Raw genomic sequence first — 16,513 nt, forward strand, 5'->3', positions numbered from 1 at the left:
CCTCCCATTCATGCCATGAGCGTGACAACCGAAACGACGGAAAGACGGCATGGCGAACGCGGACAGGCTCAAGGCGACACTCATCGGAATGAGCGCGGTGCTGATGTGGGCAACACTTGGTCTGTTCGGCGCGGGGTCCGGCCAGGTGCCGCCGTTCCTGCTGAACACGCTCTGTTTCGGCTTTTCCGGTGCGATCGCCCTGGTGTGGCTCGTGGTGACGGGCAGGACACGCCTGCTGCGCCAGCCCATCGGCGTCTGGGCCTTCGGCACCTTCGGCCTGTTCGGCTTCCATTTCTTCTATTTCACCGCGATCCGAAACGCACCGCCGGTAGAGGCGAACCTCATCAACTACACCTGGCCGCTGCTGATCGTCTTGTTTTCCGCGCTTCTGCCGGGCGAACACCTGCGGTTGCACCATGTCATCGGCGCGGTTCTGGGTCTTGCCGGCGCGGTCCTGCTGATCACCGGCGGTGAGGGCGTGCAGTTTTCCGGGGGATCGATGCTCGGCTACGGCGCGGCGGTGGCGTCCTGCCTGTTCTGGTCGAGTTATTCGGTGCTGTCGCGCCGGCTCGGCTCCGTGCCGACGGAAGCCGTCGCCGGCTTCTGCCTGATGACGGCGCTGCTCTCCGGCCTGTGTCATCTGGCGCTTGAGGAAACCGTCTGGCCGGCGGTGCCGCTGGAATGGGCGTCCGTTCTGGCCCTGGCCGCGTTCCCCGTCGGACTTGCCTTTTTCACCTGGGATATCGGCGTCAAACGCGGCGACATCCAGGTGTTGGGTGCGGCCGCCTATTCCGCACCGCTGCTGTCGACCCTGCTCCTGATCGCCTTCGGGTTCGGTCCGCTGACGATGGCCGTCGGCATCGCCTGTGTGGCGATCACGCTTGGCGCCGTCATCGCGGCCAAGGACATGATTTTCAGGTCAGCCTCGAAAGGGGGACCGGCGACGCCGTCAGATGGGTCATGATCACCACTCTTTGGCATGACAGGCTGTTCCCCCTTCGGCGGATGGTATTACTGGCCCGATCCACTAGGTTATTCCGAATTCCGCGTTCCCTTTGATCAGAGACCAACCGATGACCACTTCGTTCAAACCCCGTCGCTCCGCCCTCTACATGCCCGGCTCGAATGCGCGGGCGCTGGAAAAGGCCAAAACCCTGGATGTGGACTGTCTGTTGCTCGACCTGGAGGATGCGGTCACACCGGACGCCAAGGACCTCGCCCGCAGCCAGATCGTCGCGGCGGTTTCCGAAGGCGGCTATGGCGAGCGCGAGGTCGTCATCCGGATCAACGCTCTGGAGACCCCCTGGGGCGACGATGATCTCGCCGCCGCAGTCAAGGCCAACCCGGATGCGATCCTGGTGCCCAAGGTCAACGCGCCTGCCGACCTGCAGATGATCGCCCACAAGCTTTCGGTCCTGGGTGCGTCCAGCGATCTGAAACTCTGGGCGATGATGGAAACGCCGCAGGCGATGCTCAATGCCGGCGCGATCGGTGCCTGCGGCCGGGACGGGCAGGTGCGGCTGTCCTGCTTCGTCATGGGCACCAATGATCTGGCCAAGGAAACCCGCGCGCGCCTGTCGCCCGGACGGGCGGCGATGACGCCATGGCTGATGACCTGCGTCGCCGCGGCGCGGGCCGGCGGCATCGACATTCTCGACGGGGTCTACAACGCCTTTCAGGACGAGGAGGGTTTTGCCGCGGAATGCGCGCAAGGCGTGGACATGGGCATGGACGGCAAGACGCTGATCCACCCGAAACAGATCGGGCCCTGCCATGACGCCTTCAGCCCGTCGAAGGAAGAGATCGCCTGGGCCCGCAGGATCAACGAAGTGTTCGCGCTGCCGGAAAATGCGTCCAAGGGCGCGATCCAGGTGGACGGCAAGATGGTCGAGCGGCTACATGCGGAGATGGGCCGGCGGGTGATCGCCATCGCCGATGCCATCGCCGCCCGTGCCTGACAGAAAGCACGTATCCTGACAGCAACGAGAGACTCTTCATGAAACTGTACCGCTTCATCACCGGCGTCGACGACAGCGAATTCTGCCACCGGGTCACCCAGGCGCTCAACAAGGGCTGGTCGCTGTCCGGCTCTCCGTCGCTGACCTTCGACGCCGCCCGCGGCGCGACCATCTGCGGCCAGGCCGTGACCAAGGATGCCCCGGGAGACTACTCACCGGACATGAAGCTCGGCGATTATTGAGGGTCAGGCGCCCGAGGCTATGACATTCGAGGGCTCCGGGCACGCCCAAGGCACGCTCTTGCCGGCGACTGCCGGGTTTCAGCCTCGACGGCACCCGAAAGGCCTTACCGCATCAGCAGGATCGGGACCTTGCAGGTGCGGATCATCTCGGAGGTGGTCGACCCGATGATCAGATGGCGGATGCGGGAATGGCCGTAGGCGCCCATGACGACCAGATCGTAATTCCCGTCTTCCACCAGCTTGCCGAGGGCGGCATCGGCCTTGCCTGCCTGAATGAGGATCTGCGCGTCGAAGCCGCCGGCGGCCAGGGTCGCCCGGGCGTCTTCGAGGGACTTGCGGATGTCGGTGGTATCGCTGCCCGCGAAGGCGAGCGTGACGGGCAGGCCTGCCAGAAGCGGGTTCCGGGCGAGGTAGTCGACCGCCTTCATGGAGGACTGGCCGCCGTCGAAGGCGATCAGGACACTGGTGACCGGCTTGAATTCGCGGTTGGCGACAAAGACCGGCTTGCTGCTTGAGCGGATGACCCGTTCCAGGTTGGAGCCCAGATGCAGCTTGGCGAAATCCGCCGCCTCGCCGCGCTTGCCGATCACGATCATGTCGCCGGTGTCTTCTTTGGCAAGGACCGTCTCGACCAGATCGCCCTGCCGCAGCCGCGTTTCGACGGTGACACCATCGGCTTCGATAATCGCCTGGGCGTCTTCCAGGATCGCGCGGCCCCTGGCCTGGGTGAGCTTGGCGCGCCGCGCGTCGAGTTCGCTCAGCTCGTCCAGAATGTGGGTCCGGGCGCCGAGCTCGATCGCTCCGCTGAGATCCTGCCTGTCGGCACCTTCACGGCGTCCGAGCACGTGATAGATCTTGATCGTGCTCTTCGTCCGCTTTGCGATCCAGGCTGCGTAGTGGCAGACGCTTTCGGAGTATTTCGAACCGTCCACCAGGGCGATCAGCGTTCCCTTGGTCATGTGTGCCTCCCTAAACCCTAATGCCCCAGCAGTTTTTCCATGGCGCCCGGCTTGTCGTGAATTGCAAGCCTGTCGACGATGGTTTCCGTTGCCGCGTTCATGCCGACGATGTCGACCTCGGCGCCCTCTCTTCGGAATTTCACCACCGCCATGTCGAGGGCGGCGACGGAGGAAATGTCCCAGATATGGGCGCGGCTGACGTCGAGCGTTACCTTTTCGGCCGCTTCCTTGAAGTCGAGGGCCTTCATGAAGTCCTCGGAGGAAGCGAAGAACAGCTGGCCCTCGACCTTGTAGGTCCGGTGCCGCCCGTCCGGGCTGACGGACGTTGTCACGCGGAAGATCTGCGAGATCTTCCAGGCGAAGAACAGGCCCGACAGCAGCACGCCGACAAGCACGCCGATGGCAAGGTTGTGGGTGTAGACCACGAAGAAGACCGTCGCCAGCATGACGATGGAGGACGAGCGCGGATGTTCCCTGATGTTCCTGATCGAACTCCAGGAAAACGTTCCGATCGACACCATGATCATGATCGACACCAGGGCCGCCATGGGAATCTGGCCGACGAGATCGCCCAGAACCACCACCATGAACAGGAGAAACACACCGGCGGCAAAGCAGGACAGGCGCCCGCGTCCGCCGGATTTCACGTTGATCATCGACTGGCCGATCATGGCGCAGCCGGCCATGCCGCCGATGAAGCCGGTCGCGGTGTTGGCGATGCCCTGGCCGATGCATTCCTGGTTGCGGTCGGAGGATGTGTCGGTGAGATCGTCGACGATCTGCTGGGTCATCAGGCTTTCCAGCAGGCCGACGACGGCGACGGCAAGCGAATAGGGGAAGATGATCTGCAGGGTCTCGAAGGTCAGCGGGATGTCCGGGATCAGGAAGATGGGCAGCGTGTTCGGCAGCTCACCCATGTCACCGACGGTGCGCACGTCCCAGCCGAACGCAATGGTGAGGACGGTCAGCACGAGGATCGTGACCAGCGGCGAGGGAATGACCCTGGTCACGCGCGGGAACAGATAGATGATCGCGAGGCCCGCGGCGACAAGCGCGAAGGTCAGCAGCGGAACGCGCGAGGGATCGAGTTCCGGCAATTGCGCCATGAAGATCAGGATGGCGAGCGCGTTGACGAAGCCGGTCATGACGGAGCGGGAGACGAAGCGCATCACGTAGCCGAGCTTCAGCACGCCCGCGCCGATCTGCAACAGGCCGGCGAGCACGGTGGTCGCGAGCAGATATTGCAGCCCGTAATCCTTGACCAGCGTGACCATGAGCACCGCCGTTGCGGCGGTCGCGGCCGAGATCATGCCCGGACGGCCCCCGGTGATCGCGACCAGCACCGCTATGGAAAAGGACGCGTAGAGGCCGACCTTCGGGTCGACACCGGCAATGATGGAAAACGCGATTGCTTCCGGGATCAGGGCGAGCGCAACCACGAGACCCGACAGCAGGTCGGCCCGGATGTTGCCCGTCCACTGGTTCTTGTATTGAGAGAATGAAATCATATACAGCCCAAAGTTCTGTCTGCCGAAGCGGTTGGCGCTGCGGTGTGCCAGATCATTCGTATCGGGTTGTCCGGCGGATCGGCGGCCGGAAGAGCCACCCGGGAATCGCACCCGGGTCCTTGTGGTCCGGCATTCATACCGCGCTGCAACCGGGAAGCCAAGTCCCGGCAGGTGGTGGTTGCCGTTTTATCATGTGGCACGCGCCGGACCGCGTCATGCCGTGAACAGGGCGCTGAACACCTTGTCGTAGACTTCTTTCACCAGCGCGGATTCCGCTTCGCCCTGCCGGGACAGTCTGCCCAGCCCCGGTGCGGCGTTGACCTCCAGGACGATCGCGGCCGTGCCGGGGACCGGCCGTTCCGGCAGGATCAGATCCACTGCGGCGTAGCGCAACGCCAGAGTCCGGGCGGCATGACGGGCGAGAGCGGCAAGGCCGGCGGACAGGGGGCCGGTGACGATGCGGGCGGTGCCGCCTGCCGACAGGTTGGCGACGGGCAGCACGGTCACCGTCTGGCCGTCCGCCGGGACGGTTTCCAGCATCAGGCCTTGCTGGGACAGGTTGAAATCGATCCGACCGTCGGTGGCGTCGACAAGCGGGTCGGCGTCGATGAGTTCGGCGAGGCTGCGCGCGCCGTCTCCGGTCACCTTTGGCGGGTGGCGTTCGATGGCACACAGGATACCGCCGTCCAGCACCAGAATGCGCAGTTCCTGGCCCCGGATCTCCTCCTGAACAAGAAGTTGCTGGTGGCGTTTGGCGAGAATTTGCAAACCGTTCTGGAGGGTGTGGTAGGTGTCCACCCGCATCACGTCCAGGCCTTCGCGGCCGCAATTGGGCTTGATGAACAGGGGAAATCCCCGGTCTTCCGCGAAATCCAGGACCTCTTCGGGCGGGCGCTTGCCGTCCCGGATGTCATCGGCCGGAACAAAATGGCCGGCGGGGACGGCGATCCCGGCTGCTTTCAGAAACGAGGCGGCATAGGCCTTGTCACCGGCAATTTCAGACGCGCCGAGCGGATTGAGATCGAAGCGGGTGCCCTTGAAGAACCAGCGTTTGCCGGCCGGGCTCTCGACCAGGCCCGCGTGGCCGTGCGGATCGGCGGTGGTCAGCCGCAGATCGTTGCGGGCGCAGAACGCTTCCAGCAGTTCGAAGACGGCGGCGCGGGATCCGGACGTCTCTGCCGCGCTCACGGGTGGTCCGCCGGACCGGCCGTCAATTCCTGCCCTGGCGGGCATTGGCCAGATAGTCGATCTTGAACAGGTCCGGATTGGTCGGGCCGTTGGAGACGACGTTATAGACCGCCACGGACGTGTCGTAGCCCTGCTGGTCGGTCACGGTCCACTGCTTCAGGGCGTAGTCCTTGGCATCGAAGATCAAGGTCAGCGTGCCGGAGTTGAACTTGGTCTTGTCGAAGATGGTCACCGTGACAAGGTCCTCTTCCACCAGCACATTGGTGACGTTGGTGTCCTTCTGCAGGTCGATGTCGTCGGACAGGAGAAAGCGCAACGGGGTCTGCCCCAGCGGCCAGATGTCCTGGGTGTTAAGCTTGCGGTCCTTGACCGAGACGGACTTGCCGTCGGCGACAATGTCGAGAACGGACGGCTTGGCATAGTAGAACCGGACCTTGCCGGGACGCGCCATGTAGAACTTGCCGTCCGACTGGCTGCCGTCGGGACCGAACTGGATGAAGTCTCCGTGCATGGTCTTCACGGAGTTGAAATAGACATTGAGATCCTGAAGGGTCTTCTGCTCGTGCTCGGTCAGGGCCATGGCCGGCACAAGCGCCGACAGGGCAAGGCCCGCAGCCAAACCTGTCGCCGCGAAAGACTTGAACAGACGGTGAGCGAGGCATTTCAGCATGTTGCAGGATCCTGGATCGTTGTCTTCGGTACACGTTTCCTAGAGTTAAGGGCCGTGTGTGGCAAAGCTTTGGCACCACCTGACATAAAATCACAAAAAGCGGGAAAACAATGGGTCAGAAGTCTTCCTCGAGGCCGTTCTGCACCAGAATCTCCCGCTTGCCGGCGTGATTGGCCGCGCTGATCAGGCCTTCCTGTTCCATGCGCTCGATCAGCGAGGCGGCGCGGTTGTAGCCGATCGACAGGCGCCGCTGGACGTAGGAGGTCGAAGCCTTCTTGTCCTTGAGCACGATGGCGACAGCTCTGTCGTAAAGATCGTTGCCGTCGCCGCCGCCTGAGGCGCCGTCGCCGCCGTCATAGGGGCTGTCGCCGCCGTCTTCCTCTTCGGTGACGGCTTCCAGATACTGGGGCGTGCCCTGAACCTTGAGATGCTTGACGATGTCTTCCACCTCCTCATCGGCAACGAACGGGCCGTGGACACGCTGGATGCGGCCGCCGCCGGCCATGAACAGCATGTCGCCCATGCCGAGCAGCTGTTCGGCGCCCATTTCACCCAGGATGGTGCGGCTGTCGATCTTCGACGTCACCTGGAACGAGATCCGGGTCGGGAAGTTCGCCTTGATGGTGCCGGTGATGACATCCACCGACGGGCGCTGGGTTGCCATGATCAGGTGGATGCCGGCGGCCCGGGCCATCTGGGCAAGCCGCTGGATCGCGCCTTCGATGTCCTTGCCGGCGACCATCATCAGGTCGGCCATCTCGTCGACGACAACAACGATATAAGGCATTGCCTCGAGCGGCAGGTCCTCTTCCTCGTAGATCGGCTGGCCGGTGTCGCGCTCGAAGCCGGTCTGGACGGTGCGGGTGAAGCTCTCGCCTTTTTCCAGGGCCTGCTTGATGCGGGTGTTGTAGCCGTCGATGTTGCGGACGCCCATCTTGGACATCTTCTTGTAGCGGTCCTCCATCTCGCGGACCGTCCACTTCAGCGCCACGACGGCCTTCTTCGGATCGGTCACGACGGGCGTCAGCAGGTGCGGAATGCCGTCATAGATGGACAGTTCCAGCATCTTCGGGTCGATCATGATCATCTTGCACTGCTCGGGTGTCAGCCGGTAGAGCAGGGACAGGATCATGGTGTTGATCGACACGGACTTGCCCGAACCGGTGGTCCCGGCAACCAGAAGGTGGGGCATGCGGGCCAGGTCGGCGACGACACTCTCGCCATTGATGGTCTTGCCGAGGGCCAGCGCCAGCTTGGACTTCGATTTCTCGAAGTCCTGGGCGGCCAGCAATTCACGCAGGTAGACGGTTTCCCTGCGGGCGTTCGGCAATTCGATGCCGATGGCGTTCTTGCCCGGGATCACCGCGACACGGGCGGAGATCGCGCTCATGGATCGGGCGATGTCGTCGGCAAGCCCGATGACGCGTGAGGACTTGATGCCCGGTGCCGGTTCCAGCTCGTAAAGGGTCACGACGGGGCCCGGACGGACCTCGATGATTTCACCGCGGACGCCGAAATCCTCCAGCACCCCTTCCAGAATGCGGGCATTCTGTTCCAGCGCGTCGGCTGACAGGCCCGGCACCTTGCCGGCCGTCTTGGGCTCGGCGAGCAGGTGCAGCGGCGGCAGTTCATACGCCTCGGGCGCGCCGAGAAACGACGGCTGCGCCTCCGCGATGGCGCGTTTGCTCTGTTTCGGACGCGGTGCCGCCGGGATCACCCGGCCGGCCGTCGCGGACTGCTGGGTGGCCGCCTCGCCGACGGATGCCGGCGCGGCAATGCCGACAGGAACGACCGGCCTTCCGGTGACCGGTCCCTTGTCGATCAGCAGCTCATCGGGCGCAAAGGTGTCGCCATCGCCATGGTCGTCGTAGTCGCCACCGACGTGGCCAGTTTGGTGGCCAGCATCGTGGAACGCATGACCGAAGCCGCCGGTATCGGTATCCTCGTCGTTGTCGTCGCGGTCGTAGAATTCGTCGAGACCGTCATCGTCCTCCGGGACCAGACGGCCGGTGAGCGCTCTGCGGAACGCCTTCAACCGGCTGTCCTGACGGCTGTCTTCGGGTTCGTAGTCGGATTCGGTGTCGTCCTCGTCCCAGTCGTCCTCGTCGCGCGGGCGGCTGCGCTGCAGGCCGGTAACCCGGCGCAACTGGGTCGCGGCCTGCAGGCCCCAGTGTTCCATCTGGCCGACGAATGCGCTGGCGATCATTCCAACACGGGATTCGGCCTCGTCATCGTCCAGGCCGAGATCGTCCTCGAGAGACTTTCCGTGGCCTTTCGGGGCAGCGGCCGGTTCGACCCGGGTGACGGGCTCACCGGCGGAACCAAGCCATCCGGCGGCGGCCAGCAGGAACAGAACGGAGGGCACACCCAGCCCCAGGCCGCCGACAATGGTTGCCGCGCCGCTTGTCATGTTGCCGGTGATCAGGGCCGGAGCCCAGTGAACGGTGTCGCCAAGGAACCCGCCGAGGCCGGTGGGCAGAGGCCAGCTGTCGGGAACGGGCAGTGCGGCCAGGGCGCCGGCCGCGAGGCTGGAGCCGATGAGCCAGTAGGCAAGCCGGCGGCGGCCGATGCCGAGCGTGTGTCCGGTCAGGAGGCGCCAGCCCCACAGAACCAGAGGGATCAGGAAAACGGCGGTCGCGAGGCCGATGGTCTGCATCAGGATATCGGCGAGGATCGCGCCCGGTGCCCCAAGAGCGTTGCGAACCTGGCCGCCGGTCGCGTGGTTGAGGCTCGGGTCGCTGACCGACCATGTGGCCAGGCTGGCCGCCATCATAGCCGCCAGGGCGATGATGGCGAGTCCGGCGGCGCCGGCCAGATTGCGCCGGGCAAACCGTTTGAGCGGGCTTTCGGTGTCCAGAAGGTCAACCGAGCCCCTGCGGCCGTTGCCGCGAACTGCGCTGGCCCGCCTCATGCTGTTTCTCCCATCCAGTTTGCCAATCGATCAAGGGCGGTTTCCACCTGCTCCAGCGGTGCGGTCAGGCTGATGCGGATATAGTTCCTGCCCGGATTGCCGCCGTCCGCCTGATCCGAGGCCAGATAACCGCCCGGCAGGACCTTGATCCCGATGTCGCTCCAGAGCGCCCGGGCCACGGAGACGCCGTCGCCCCAGCGGCTCACGTCGAGCCACAGAAAGAACCCGGCCTCAGGTGTCACCGGCCCGAGGATCGGACCGAGGATCCGTTCCGCGGCCTCGAACTTTTCGTTGTAGAGCCGGCGGTTCTCCGCGACATGGTTTTCGTCCTGGTAGGCGCACACTGCCAGGGCCTGGGCCGGCAGCGGCACCTGGGGTGCGGCGAGACCGCGAAACTTTGCCCATCTTCGCAGGAAATCCGGGTCTCCGGCTGCAAAACCGCAGCGCAGACCGGCCAGATTGGATCGTTTCGACAGCGAGTTCAGGACGATGATGTTCGAAAAGCCGCCGCCCATCGCCTTGGCGGCTTCAAGGATGCCGGGAGGCGGCGTTTCGCGGTAGATTTCCGAATAACATTCATCGGCGAAAATGAAGAAACGGTGCTTGCGGGCAAGTTCGATCAGGCGCTGCCAATAGGCGATATCAACGACATGGCCTTCCGGATTGGTGGGTGAGGCGATGTAGAAGGCGACAGTTCCTTGCAGAAGATCCGGATCGAGACTGTCAAGATCGGGCAGGAAGCCGTTGGCGGCGACCGCATCCAGCAGGACAGCTTCGGCATCCGCCACATGGGCCGCGGCGGCATAGGTCTGGTAGAAGGGGTTGGGCAGGATCACCACCGGATGATCCAGACCCTTGTCGAGCTGGTCGCGGGCGGCAATGGCGCCGAAGGACAGACCCTCGCGGGAGCCGTTGAGCGGCAGCACGCCGTGGTCCGCATCGACGGTGCCGTCAAGCGCGTAGCGCCGGTCCAGCCAGGAGGCGATGGCCTGCCGGAATTCCGGTGTGCCGTTGATGGGCGGATAGCGCCGGAAATCGCCCATGTTTTCCGCCAGAACATCCGCCGCGAAGTCCGGTATCGCGTGCTGCGGCTCGCCAATGGTCATGATGATCGGATCACGGCCCGGCGTCGCGCCGTCCAGAAGGTCGGCGAGCCGCTGGAACGGATTGGAACTCGGCAGGCACTTGCCGCGCTGATAGGGCTTTGGGCTGGCAATCATCAGGGATCCGAAAGTCGTTACGCATAACTCTGGACCGACTCTATCGCCTCTCTGGTAAATCCCTTATTAACCAACCGGCACCGGAACAGACTTTCGTCCGTAGACCTCCGATGTGCCGGCGACCGGATTTCCCGCGACCGGGTGTCCCGCAAGGATTTCGGCGGCGTTGGTCGGCAGGCGCCTGCCGAACCCGTACTGGGTGCCCGTCATGCCGAGGGCATTGACCGCCGTCTTCATGTTGAGGCTGTAGCCGGTGACCGCACCGGCATTCTTGTTCTCGCGATTGAGAGGCGGTAATCGTTGAAATCTGAAATTCGAACTCGTTTTAACAGGTTTTACAATGGCTGTGACGGTTAAAGATCCGATTTCCGTTGTCTGCTTCGGAGATTCGCTCACATGGGGGTTCAATCCGGTCGACAAATCCCGATACGGACACGACGTCCGCTGGACGCGGCTGCTGCAGAAGGAACTCGGCGGCGGCTTCCATGTGATTGAGGAGGGCGTCAACGGACGCACGACCGTATTCGAGGATCCGGTCAAGGGCGACAAGAACGGGCTTCGGCATCTGGAGATCGTGCGCAAGACCCACATGCCGATCGACATCCTGATCATGATGCTCGGGACAAATGACCTGCAGGCGCGTTTTGCGATGAACGCGGACACGATCGCGGTGGCGATGGGGCGGTTGCTGGATTTCGCGCGGCGGCCGACGGACGACGTCGAGGGTCGGGCGCCCAGGGTGCTGCTAATGGCGCCGCCGCCTCTGGGACCGATGGCAGGCACACCGTTCGCGGCGCAATTCAGCGAGCAGAGCGTCGTGGAATCACACCGGCTTGCCAAATGCTATTCTGACAAGGCGGCAGACTACGGTGCGGCCTTCTTCGATACCGGCTCGGTGATATCGGCCAGCGCCGTCGATGCGATCCATCTGGACGCGGAACCGCAGGCCGGCCTCGCCGTGGCCGTTGCCGCAGAAGTGAGAAAACTCACCTGACGTTCGGCTGTCGGTCTGGCCTCAGAACCGACTTCAACACGGATGTGGACCGCGATCAGAAATCCACGGTCAGGCCCTTGATTTCCCAATCTTCGTAACGGGTTGGCTCCAGCCCGCCACGGCCGTTTTTCTCTTCCGGCAGAGCCTTTTCGCGCGCGTCGATTTCACTTCGGCGGGCTTCGGCCTCCCGCAGGGCGCGCTGGGCCGCGGGCGGCAGATCCTCGAACCGTTTCGCGGGAGCCGCCTGCGGTTCGGTCTTCAGTGAGGGCGCCGCGCTGTGGCTGTAGGCGGCGGTCGGGGTGTCCGGCTTGTCCGTCATGGGCCCTGTTCGTCCAGATTACGATCCTGTCATGAACATATAGGGCATTCTTGCCAAGATTGGCAGCACTCCCCATCTTTCTGGAAGAACCGGTCCCTGACGGGGCCATCAGACACTTCAGGATCAGAAAGCGAAACGGAAACCAGCGGCGATGAACTATATCCGCACAGCAATGCTTCTGGCGGCGATGACCGCCCTGTTCATGGGGATCGGATTCATGATCGGCGGTCAGTCGGGCATGATGATCGCACTTGCCGTTGCGGCGGCCATGAACCTGTTCAGCTACTGGAACGCTGACAAGATGGTGCTGCGCATGCACCATGCCAGGGAGGTCGACGAGCGCAGCGCGCCCGACTTCTACCACATGGTGCGGGGGCTTGCACAAAACGCCGGCTTGCCGATGCCCAAGGTCTACCTGATCGACAATCCTCAGCCGAATGCCTTCGCGACCGGACGAAACCCGCAGAATGCGGCCGTTGCGGCGACGACCGGACTGCTCAACATGCTGTCACCGGAGGAAGTCGCCGGCGTGATGGCGCATGAACTCGCCCACGTGAAGAACCACGACACCCTGATCATGACCATCACCGCGACGATTGCCGGTGCCATTTCGATGCTGGCCAATTTCGCGTTCTTCTTCGGCGGGAACCGCAACAATCCGCTCGGGTTCGTCGGCATGCTCCTGATGATGATTGTCGCGCCCATGGCGGCGATGGTCGTGCAGATGGCGATTTCGAGAACACGGGAATACGCGGCCGACCGCATGGGCGCCGAAATCTGCGGTGAACCGATGTGGCTCGCTTCCGCGCTCGGCAAGATCGCCGGCGGCGTGGAGCGGATCCACAATCCGGACGCGGAGGCAAATCCGGCAACAGCGCATATGTTCATCATGAACCCGCTGTCCGGCGAGCGCATGGACAACCTGTTCTCGACGCATCCGAACACCCAGAACCGCATCGACGCGTTGCGCAAGCTGGCCGATAGCGGCCCGCTTGGCGGAGACCGTGCCGCGTTCGGCCGTGCCGCGCCGCGGGCCTCCGGGCCCTGGGGCGGGACAGGGCGGCGGGCTCCCTCCGGCGGATCGCGTCCCAGCAAGGGCCCCTGGGGCTAGTCGCAAGCCGGGACAAAACGGGCGTACCCGGAAAAATGCTTTGCCGGAACAGCGACCGGACCTAGAATGGGGTCCTGCGCCGCGACCGGTCACCCGGTCTGCGGCGCTTGATTTTGATGCAGGCCGTATGTCACCGGCCGACACGCGATTGGAAATTCCTTGACCAAACGGCCGAACAGCAATCCGAAACCCGAAGCCGGCACGGCGGCGGAAAGGTTCGACAAACCAGGTTTTGCCGCCCGCAAGGTAGCGGCGGATCTGCTCGGCAACGTGGTTTTCAAGAAGCGGCCGCTTGACGGGGAGCTGGACACGGTCTCGGGCCATTCCGGATTTCGTGTGCTGGCCGCCAACGACCGCGCGCTGGTGCGGGCGATCGTCGGCACCGCCCTGAGGCGCCGCGGCGAAATCGCCGCGGTTCTGGAGCGTCTGCTCGACAGGCCGATTCCGGAAAAAACCGGCAGAATTCTGGACATTCTGCATGTGGCCATCGCGCAGATGCTGTTCATGGAGGTTCCGGACCGCGCCGCCGTCTCGCTGGCGGTAGACCATGCCGGCCTGGACCGGCGGGCGCGGCCCTACAAGGGGCTGGTCAATGGAGTGCTCCGGCGCCTCGGTCGTGAGAAGGAAGAGATCACCGGCGGCCTCGAGCCCGATCTCCTGAACACACCGGACTGGCTTCTGGAGAGCTGGCGGGAGACTTTCGGCGAAGACACGGCCCGGATGATCGCGAAAGCGCACCAGAGCGAAGCGGCGCTGGATCTTTCGGTGAAGGCGGATCCGGAAGACTGGGCGCGCAGATTGGGCGGAGAAACCGTCGGCACAGGCAGCGTCCGGCTGACGAAAAAAGGCGCCGTCGAGGCACTGGAAGGCTTCGAAGACGGTCAGTGGTGGGTTCAGGACGCCGCGGCGGCGCTGCCGGCCCGGCTTCTGGGAGAGGTCACCGGTCTGGAGGTCGCGGATCTGTGCGCGGCGCCTGGCGGCAAGACGGCGCAACTGGCTGCGGCCGGGGCGAACGTGACCGCCATCGATATTTCGAGCGCGCGGCTGAAGCGCCTTGAAGGCAACATGGCCCGGCTCGGCTTGAATGTGCGGACGGTTGCCGCCGACCTGCGAAAATTCGAACCGGACGCGCCGTTCGATGCGGTCCTGCTGGATGCCCCCTGCAGTGCCACCGGAACGATCCGCAGGCACCCGGACGTTCCCTGGATCAAGCAGCCCTACGACGTCGAGAAACTGACCGAAATTCAGCGGACCCTGCTGGACCGTGTCGTCGGCTGGGTCAAGCCCGGCGGACTGATCGTCTATTGCACGTGCTCGCTCGAAACATCCGAGGGCGAGGCCCAGGCGGCTGCCTTTCTGGAGCGCCAGAAAGGCCGTGTGACACGGGTGGACGTGGTGCCCGACGAGGTCGGCGGGCTTGCCCATCTGGTCACAAATGACGGATATTTGCGCTGCCTGCCCTGCCACAATGCGGCGGCAACCGGTGAGTCCAAGGGCATGGACGGGTTTTTCGCAGCCAGATTCAAGCGTCTTTAACGCGGCATAAACTGTTCATTTGCAATGATTCTCTAAATGAAATGCTAACCTTAACGGTGTCTTTTTCCGTTTTCGCAGCCGGAGAGTTCCCATAGACGGGTTTGAACCATCAGTATCGGGGATGGTTTGGTGAATATCGCAAGCCTGAATGAAAGAGGCCTGGTCTGGCGTCTTGTGGCCCTGCATGTTTGGCAACGCTCCCTGAAGTGGATGCATGGTGGACCGCTGTTCCGCATGCAGCCGTTTTCGGCTGTGCCGGCGCGCCTTCTGATCGCGCCGCAGGACCTGCGCACGGCGGATGCGACCAACGCCGCCGACATCTATGGCGGCCGTTTTCTGTTTTCCGGCCACCTCGTCGAGACACAAGGCCGCTCCCCGTTCGAACTCAAGGCCGTGCACGAGGACTGGCAGCGCGAGTTGCACAGTTTCGGCTGGCTCCGCGACCTGCGCGCATCCGACAGCCAGATTTCCCGGCAGAACGCCCGGGCGCTCGTCGAGGACTGGATCCGCTATAGCGGCCGCTGGCACGACATCGGCTGGGAAGCGTCCGTCGTCACGCGGCGGATCCTCTCGTGGCTGGCGCATTCGCCGTTCATTCTCCAGGACGGCGATCACGACTTCTACCGGAGTTTCGTCAAGTCGCTGGCGCGGCAGGTGCGCTTTCTGCGCCAGACCATCAACGAGACCGAAGACGGCGTCGAGCGGCTTCACGGAACGCTGGCCATCGCGTCGGCCTGCATCTCCATGGCCGGCCAGGGCCGGTTCGCGCGCCAGAGCATCCGTCGTCTTGACCAGGAACTCACCCGCCAGATCCTGCCTGACGGGGGGCATATTTCGCGCAATCCGAAGGCGCTGATCGACATCCTGGCCGATCTCCTGCCGATTCGGCAGGCATTCGTCGCCCAAGGCCTGGAAGTGCCCCCTGCGATGCTGCAGTCGGTGGACCGGATGATGCCCCTTTTGCGTTTCTTCCGTCATGGCGACGGCGCGCTGGCCCATTTCAACGGCATGGGCTCGACGCCGGGCGATCTGGTGGCGACCATCCTGGCCTATGACGATGCGCGCGGAGCGCCGCCCCTGAACGCGCCCCATTCCGGGTATCAGCGCCTGAGCGGTGGACAATCCGTCGCGATAATCGACACGGGCCCCTCCCCGGCAGTCAATGTCTCGGGCGATGCCCATGCCGGCTGCCTGTCTTTCGAATTTTCCTCGGGAAGCAACCGCATCGTGGTGAATTGCGGCGTGTCGCCGAAGTCGAACCCGTTGTGGCGCCGGGTCAGCCGGTCGACGGCGGCCCATTCGACCGCCGTCATCGAGGACACATCCTCCTGCCGGTTCCTGTCCGACAAGCCCTTCGGCCAAATTCTCGGGGCTCCCATTCTGTCCGGCCCGGCCACCGTTCCGGTCGAGCGGGAGGACGACGCCACCGGCAGCAGGGTCACGGCCTCGCATGACGGATATGTGGCCGAGTTCAATGTCGTCCACGAGCGGGATCTGAGGATTGCGGCCGACGGGACGGTTCTGGACGGTGTCGACACATTCGGCGCCGTGGGGCCGGTCGATCCGGACCAACACTATGCGATCCGCTTTCATCTCCACCCGGGCCTGCGCTCGTCGCTTGTTCGCGGCGGCTCGGCGGTGCTGCTGGTGTGCAGGGACGGAGAAGCCTGGGAGTTCGAGGCGCCGGGCACCGAGGTGGGCCTTGAAGAAAGCATCTATCTTTCGGATGTCTATGGACACCGCAAGACCGACCAGATCGTGGTGAGCGGATCGCTGCTGGAATCGCCGTCCGTGGGCTGGCAATTCCGCAAGACGGTGGCGGCCAAACTCAGCCGGCGCGGCACCAGCGATTTCGACGACGTGGAAGAATTGCCGCTCGAGGAATAGGCGCCACGAA

15 protein-coding genes and 1 other annotated feature are annotated in these 16,513 nt (G+C 63.9%); of the genes, 7 read left to right on the plus strand and 8 right to left on the minus strand.

The annotated features are described in order from the left end of the window. Nucleotides 1–49 precede the first annotated feature (49 nt). The 3 genes from WNZ15_RS13125 (at nt 50) to WNZ15_RS13135 (ending at nt 2,200) form a co-directional block, all read left to right on the plus strand. Nucleotides 50–964: an EamA family transporter gene (locus WNZ15_RS13125; protein ID WP_342893432.1), complete on the plus strand. Its 915-nt coding sequence runs from the start codon at nt 50–52 to the stop codon at nt 962–964. Between the two features lie 109 nt (nt 965–1,073). Beyond that, the gene (locus WNZ15_RS13130) at nt 1,074–1,958 is read left to right on the plus strand and encodes a CoA ester lyase (RefSeq protein ID WP_342893433.1); all 885 of its coding nucleotides are present in this window, start codon (nt 1,074–1,076) and stop codon (nt 1,956–1,958) included. A gap of 38 nt (nt 1,959–1,996) precedes the next feature. Then, nucleotides 1,997–2,200: a DUF1737 domain-containing protein gene (locus WNZ15_RS13135; protein WP_342893434.1), complete on the plus strand. Its 204-nt coding sequence runs from the start codon at nt 1,997–1,999 to the stop codon at nt 2,198–2,200. Between the two features lie 104 nt (nt 2,201–2,304). On the opposite strand, the gene WNZ15_RS13140 is transcribed toward WNZ15_RS13135, so the two are convergent. From WNZ15_RS13140 to WNZ15_RS13170, 7 genes are all read right to left on the minus strand, one after another. Then, entirely contained in the window at nt 2,305–3,159 is an 855-nt protein-coding gene (locus WNZ15_RS13140) for a universal stress protein (protein WP_342893435.1), read from the minus strand. A 17-nt stretch (nt 3,160–3,176) separates the two neighbouring features. Beyond that, nucleotides 3,177–4,667, minus strand: coding sequence for a SulP family inorganic anion transporter (locus tag WNZ15_RS13145; RefSeq protein ID WP_342893436.1), 1,491 nt, complete (start codon nt 4,665–4,667; stop codon nt 3,177–3,179). 64 nt (nt 4,668–4,731) lie between these two features. Further along, nucleotides 4,732–4,789: a sequence feature (sul1 is cis-regulatory element that is thought to sense ions involved in sulfur or methionine metabolism; They are found in Alphaproteobacteria), on the minus strand. A 91-nt stretch (nt 4,790–4,880) separates the two neighbouring features. Further along, on the minus strand, nt 4,881–5,855 hold the full coding sequence (locus tag WNZ15_RS13150; protein ID WP_342893437.1) for an ATP-dependent carboxylate-amine ligase: 975 nt from the start codon (nt 5,853–5,855) through the stop codon (nt 4,881–4,883). A gap of 22 nt (nt 5,856–5,877) precedes the next feature. Beyond that, a complete protein-coding gene (locus tag WNZ15_RS13155; RefSeq protein ID WP_342893438.1) occupies nt 5,878–6,525 on the minus strand; it encodes an outer membrane lipoprotein carrier protein LolA in 648 nt (215 codons plus the stop codon). Between the two features lie 115 nt (nt 6,526–6,640). After that, the gene (locus WNZ15_RS13160; protein WP_342893439.1) at nt 6,641–9,436 is read right to left on the minus strand and encodes a DNA translocase FtsK; all 2,796 of its coding nucleotides are present in this window, start codon (nt 9,434–9,436) and stop codon (nt 6,641–6,643) included. Continuing rightward, nucleotides 9,433–10,656: an aminotransferase class I/II-fold pyridoxal phosphate-dependent enzyme gene (locus WNZ15_RS13165; protein WP_342893440.1), complete on the minus strand. Its 1,224-nt coding sequence runs from the start codon at nt 10,654–10,656 to the stop codon at nt 9,433–9,435. Before WNZ15_RS13165 ends, WNZ15_RS13160 begins: the two co-directional genes overlap by 4 nt. A gap of 66 nt (nt 10,657–10,722) precedes the next feature. Then, on the minus strand, nt 10,723–10,893 hold the full coding sequence (locus tag WNZ15_RS13170; protein WP_342893441.1) for a hypothetical protein: 171 nt from the start codon (nt 10,891–10,893) through the stop codon (nt 10,723–10,725). 103 nt (nt 10,894–10,996) lie between these two features. Here WNZ15_RS13170 and WNZ15_RS13175 point away from each other — a divergent pair, with 103 nt between their 5' ends. Then, nucleotides 10,997–11,650 (plus strand): SGNH/GDSL hydrolase family protein, encoded by a 654-nt coding sequence (locus WNZ15_RS13175; protein WP_342893442.1) that lies wholly within the window; start codon nt 10,997–10,999, stop codon nt 11,648–11,650. Nucleotides 11,651–11,705: 55 nt separating this feature from the next. Here WNZ15_RS13175 and WNZ15_RS13180 read toward each other — a convergent pair whose 3' ends face one another. Further along, nucleotides 11,706–11,969: a DUF1674 domain-containing protein gene (locus tag WNZ15_RS13180; protein ID WP_342893443.1), complete on the minus strand. Its 264-nt coding sequence runs from the start codon at nt 11,967–11,969 to the stop codon at nt 11,706–11,708. A 151-nt stretch (nt 11,970–12,120) separates the two neighbouring features. Between WNZ15_RS13180 and htpX the strand changes: the two genes are divergently transcribed. The 3 genes from htpX (at nt 12,121) to WNZ15_RS13195 (ending at nt 16,503) form a co-directional block, all read left to right on the plus strand. Next, nucleotides 12,121–13,080, plus strand: a complete 960-nt coding sequence (gene htpX / locus WNZ15_RS13185) for a zinc metalloprotease HtpX (protein ID WP_342893444.1) — start codon at nt 12,121–12,123, stop codon at nt 13,078–13,080. A 159-nt stretch (nt 13,081–13,239) separates the two neighbouring features. Further along, entirely contained in the window at nt 13,240–14,616 is a 1,377-nt protein-coding gene (locus WNZ15_RS13190; protein WP_342893445.1) for a transcription antitermination factor NusB, read from the plus strand. Nucleotides 14,617–14,745: 129 nt separating this feature from the next. After that, nucleotides 14,746–16,503, plus strand: a complete 1,758-nt coding sequence (locus WNZ15_RS13195; protein WP_342893446.1) for a heparinase II/III family protein — start codon at nt 14,746–14,748, stop codon at nt 16,501–16,503. Nucleotides 16,504–16,513: the final 10 nt, after the last annotated feature.

The sequence above is a fragment of the Roseibium sp. AS2 genome, from assembly GCF_038900065.1.
In the GTDB taxonomy this organism is placed as follows: domain Bacteria; phylum Pseudomonadota; class Alphaproteobacteria; order Rhizobiales; family Stappiaceae; genus Roseibium.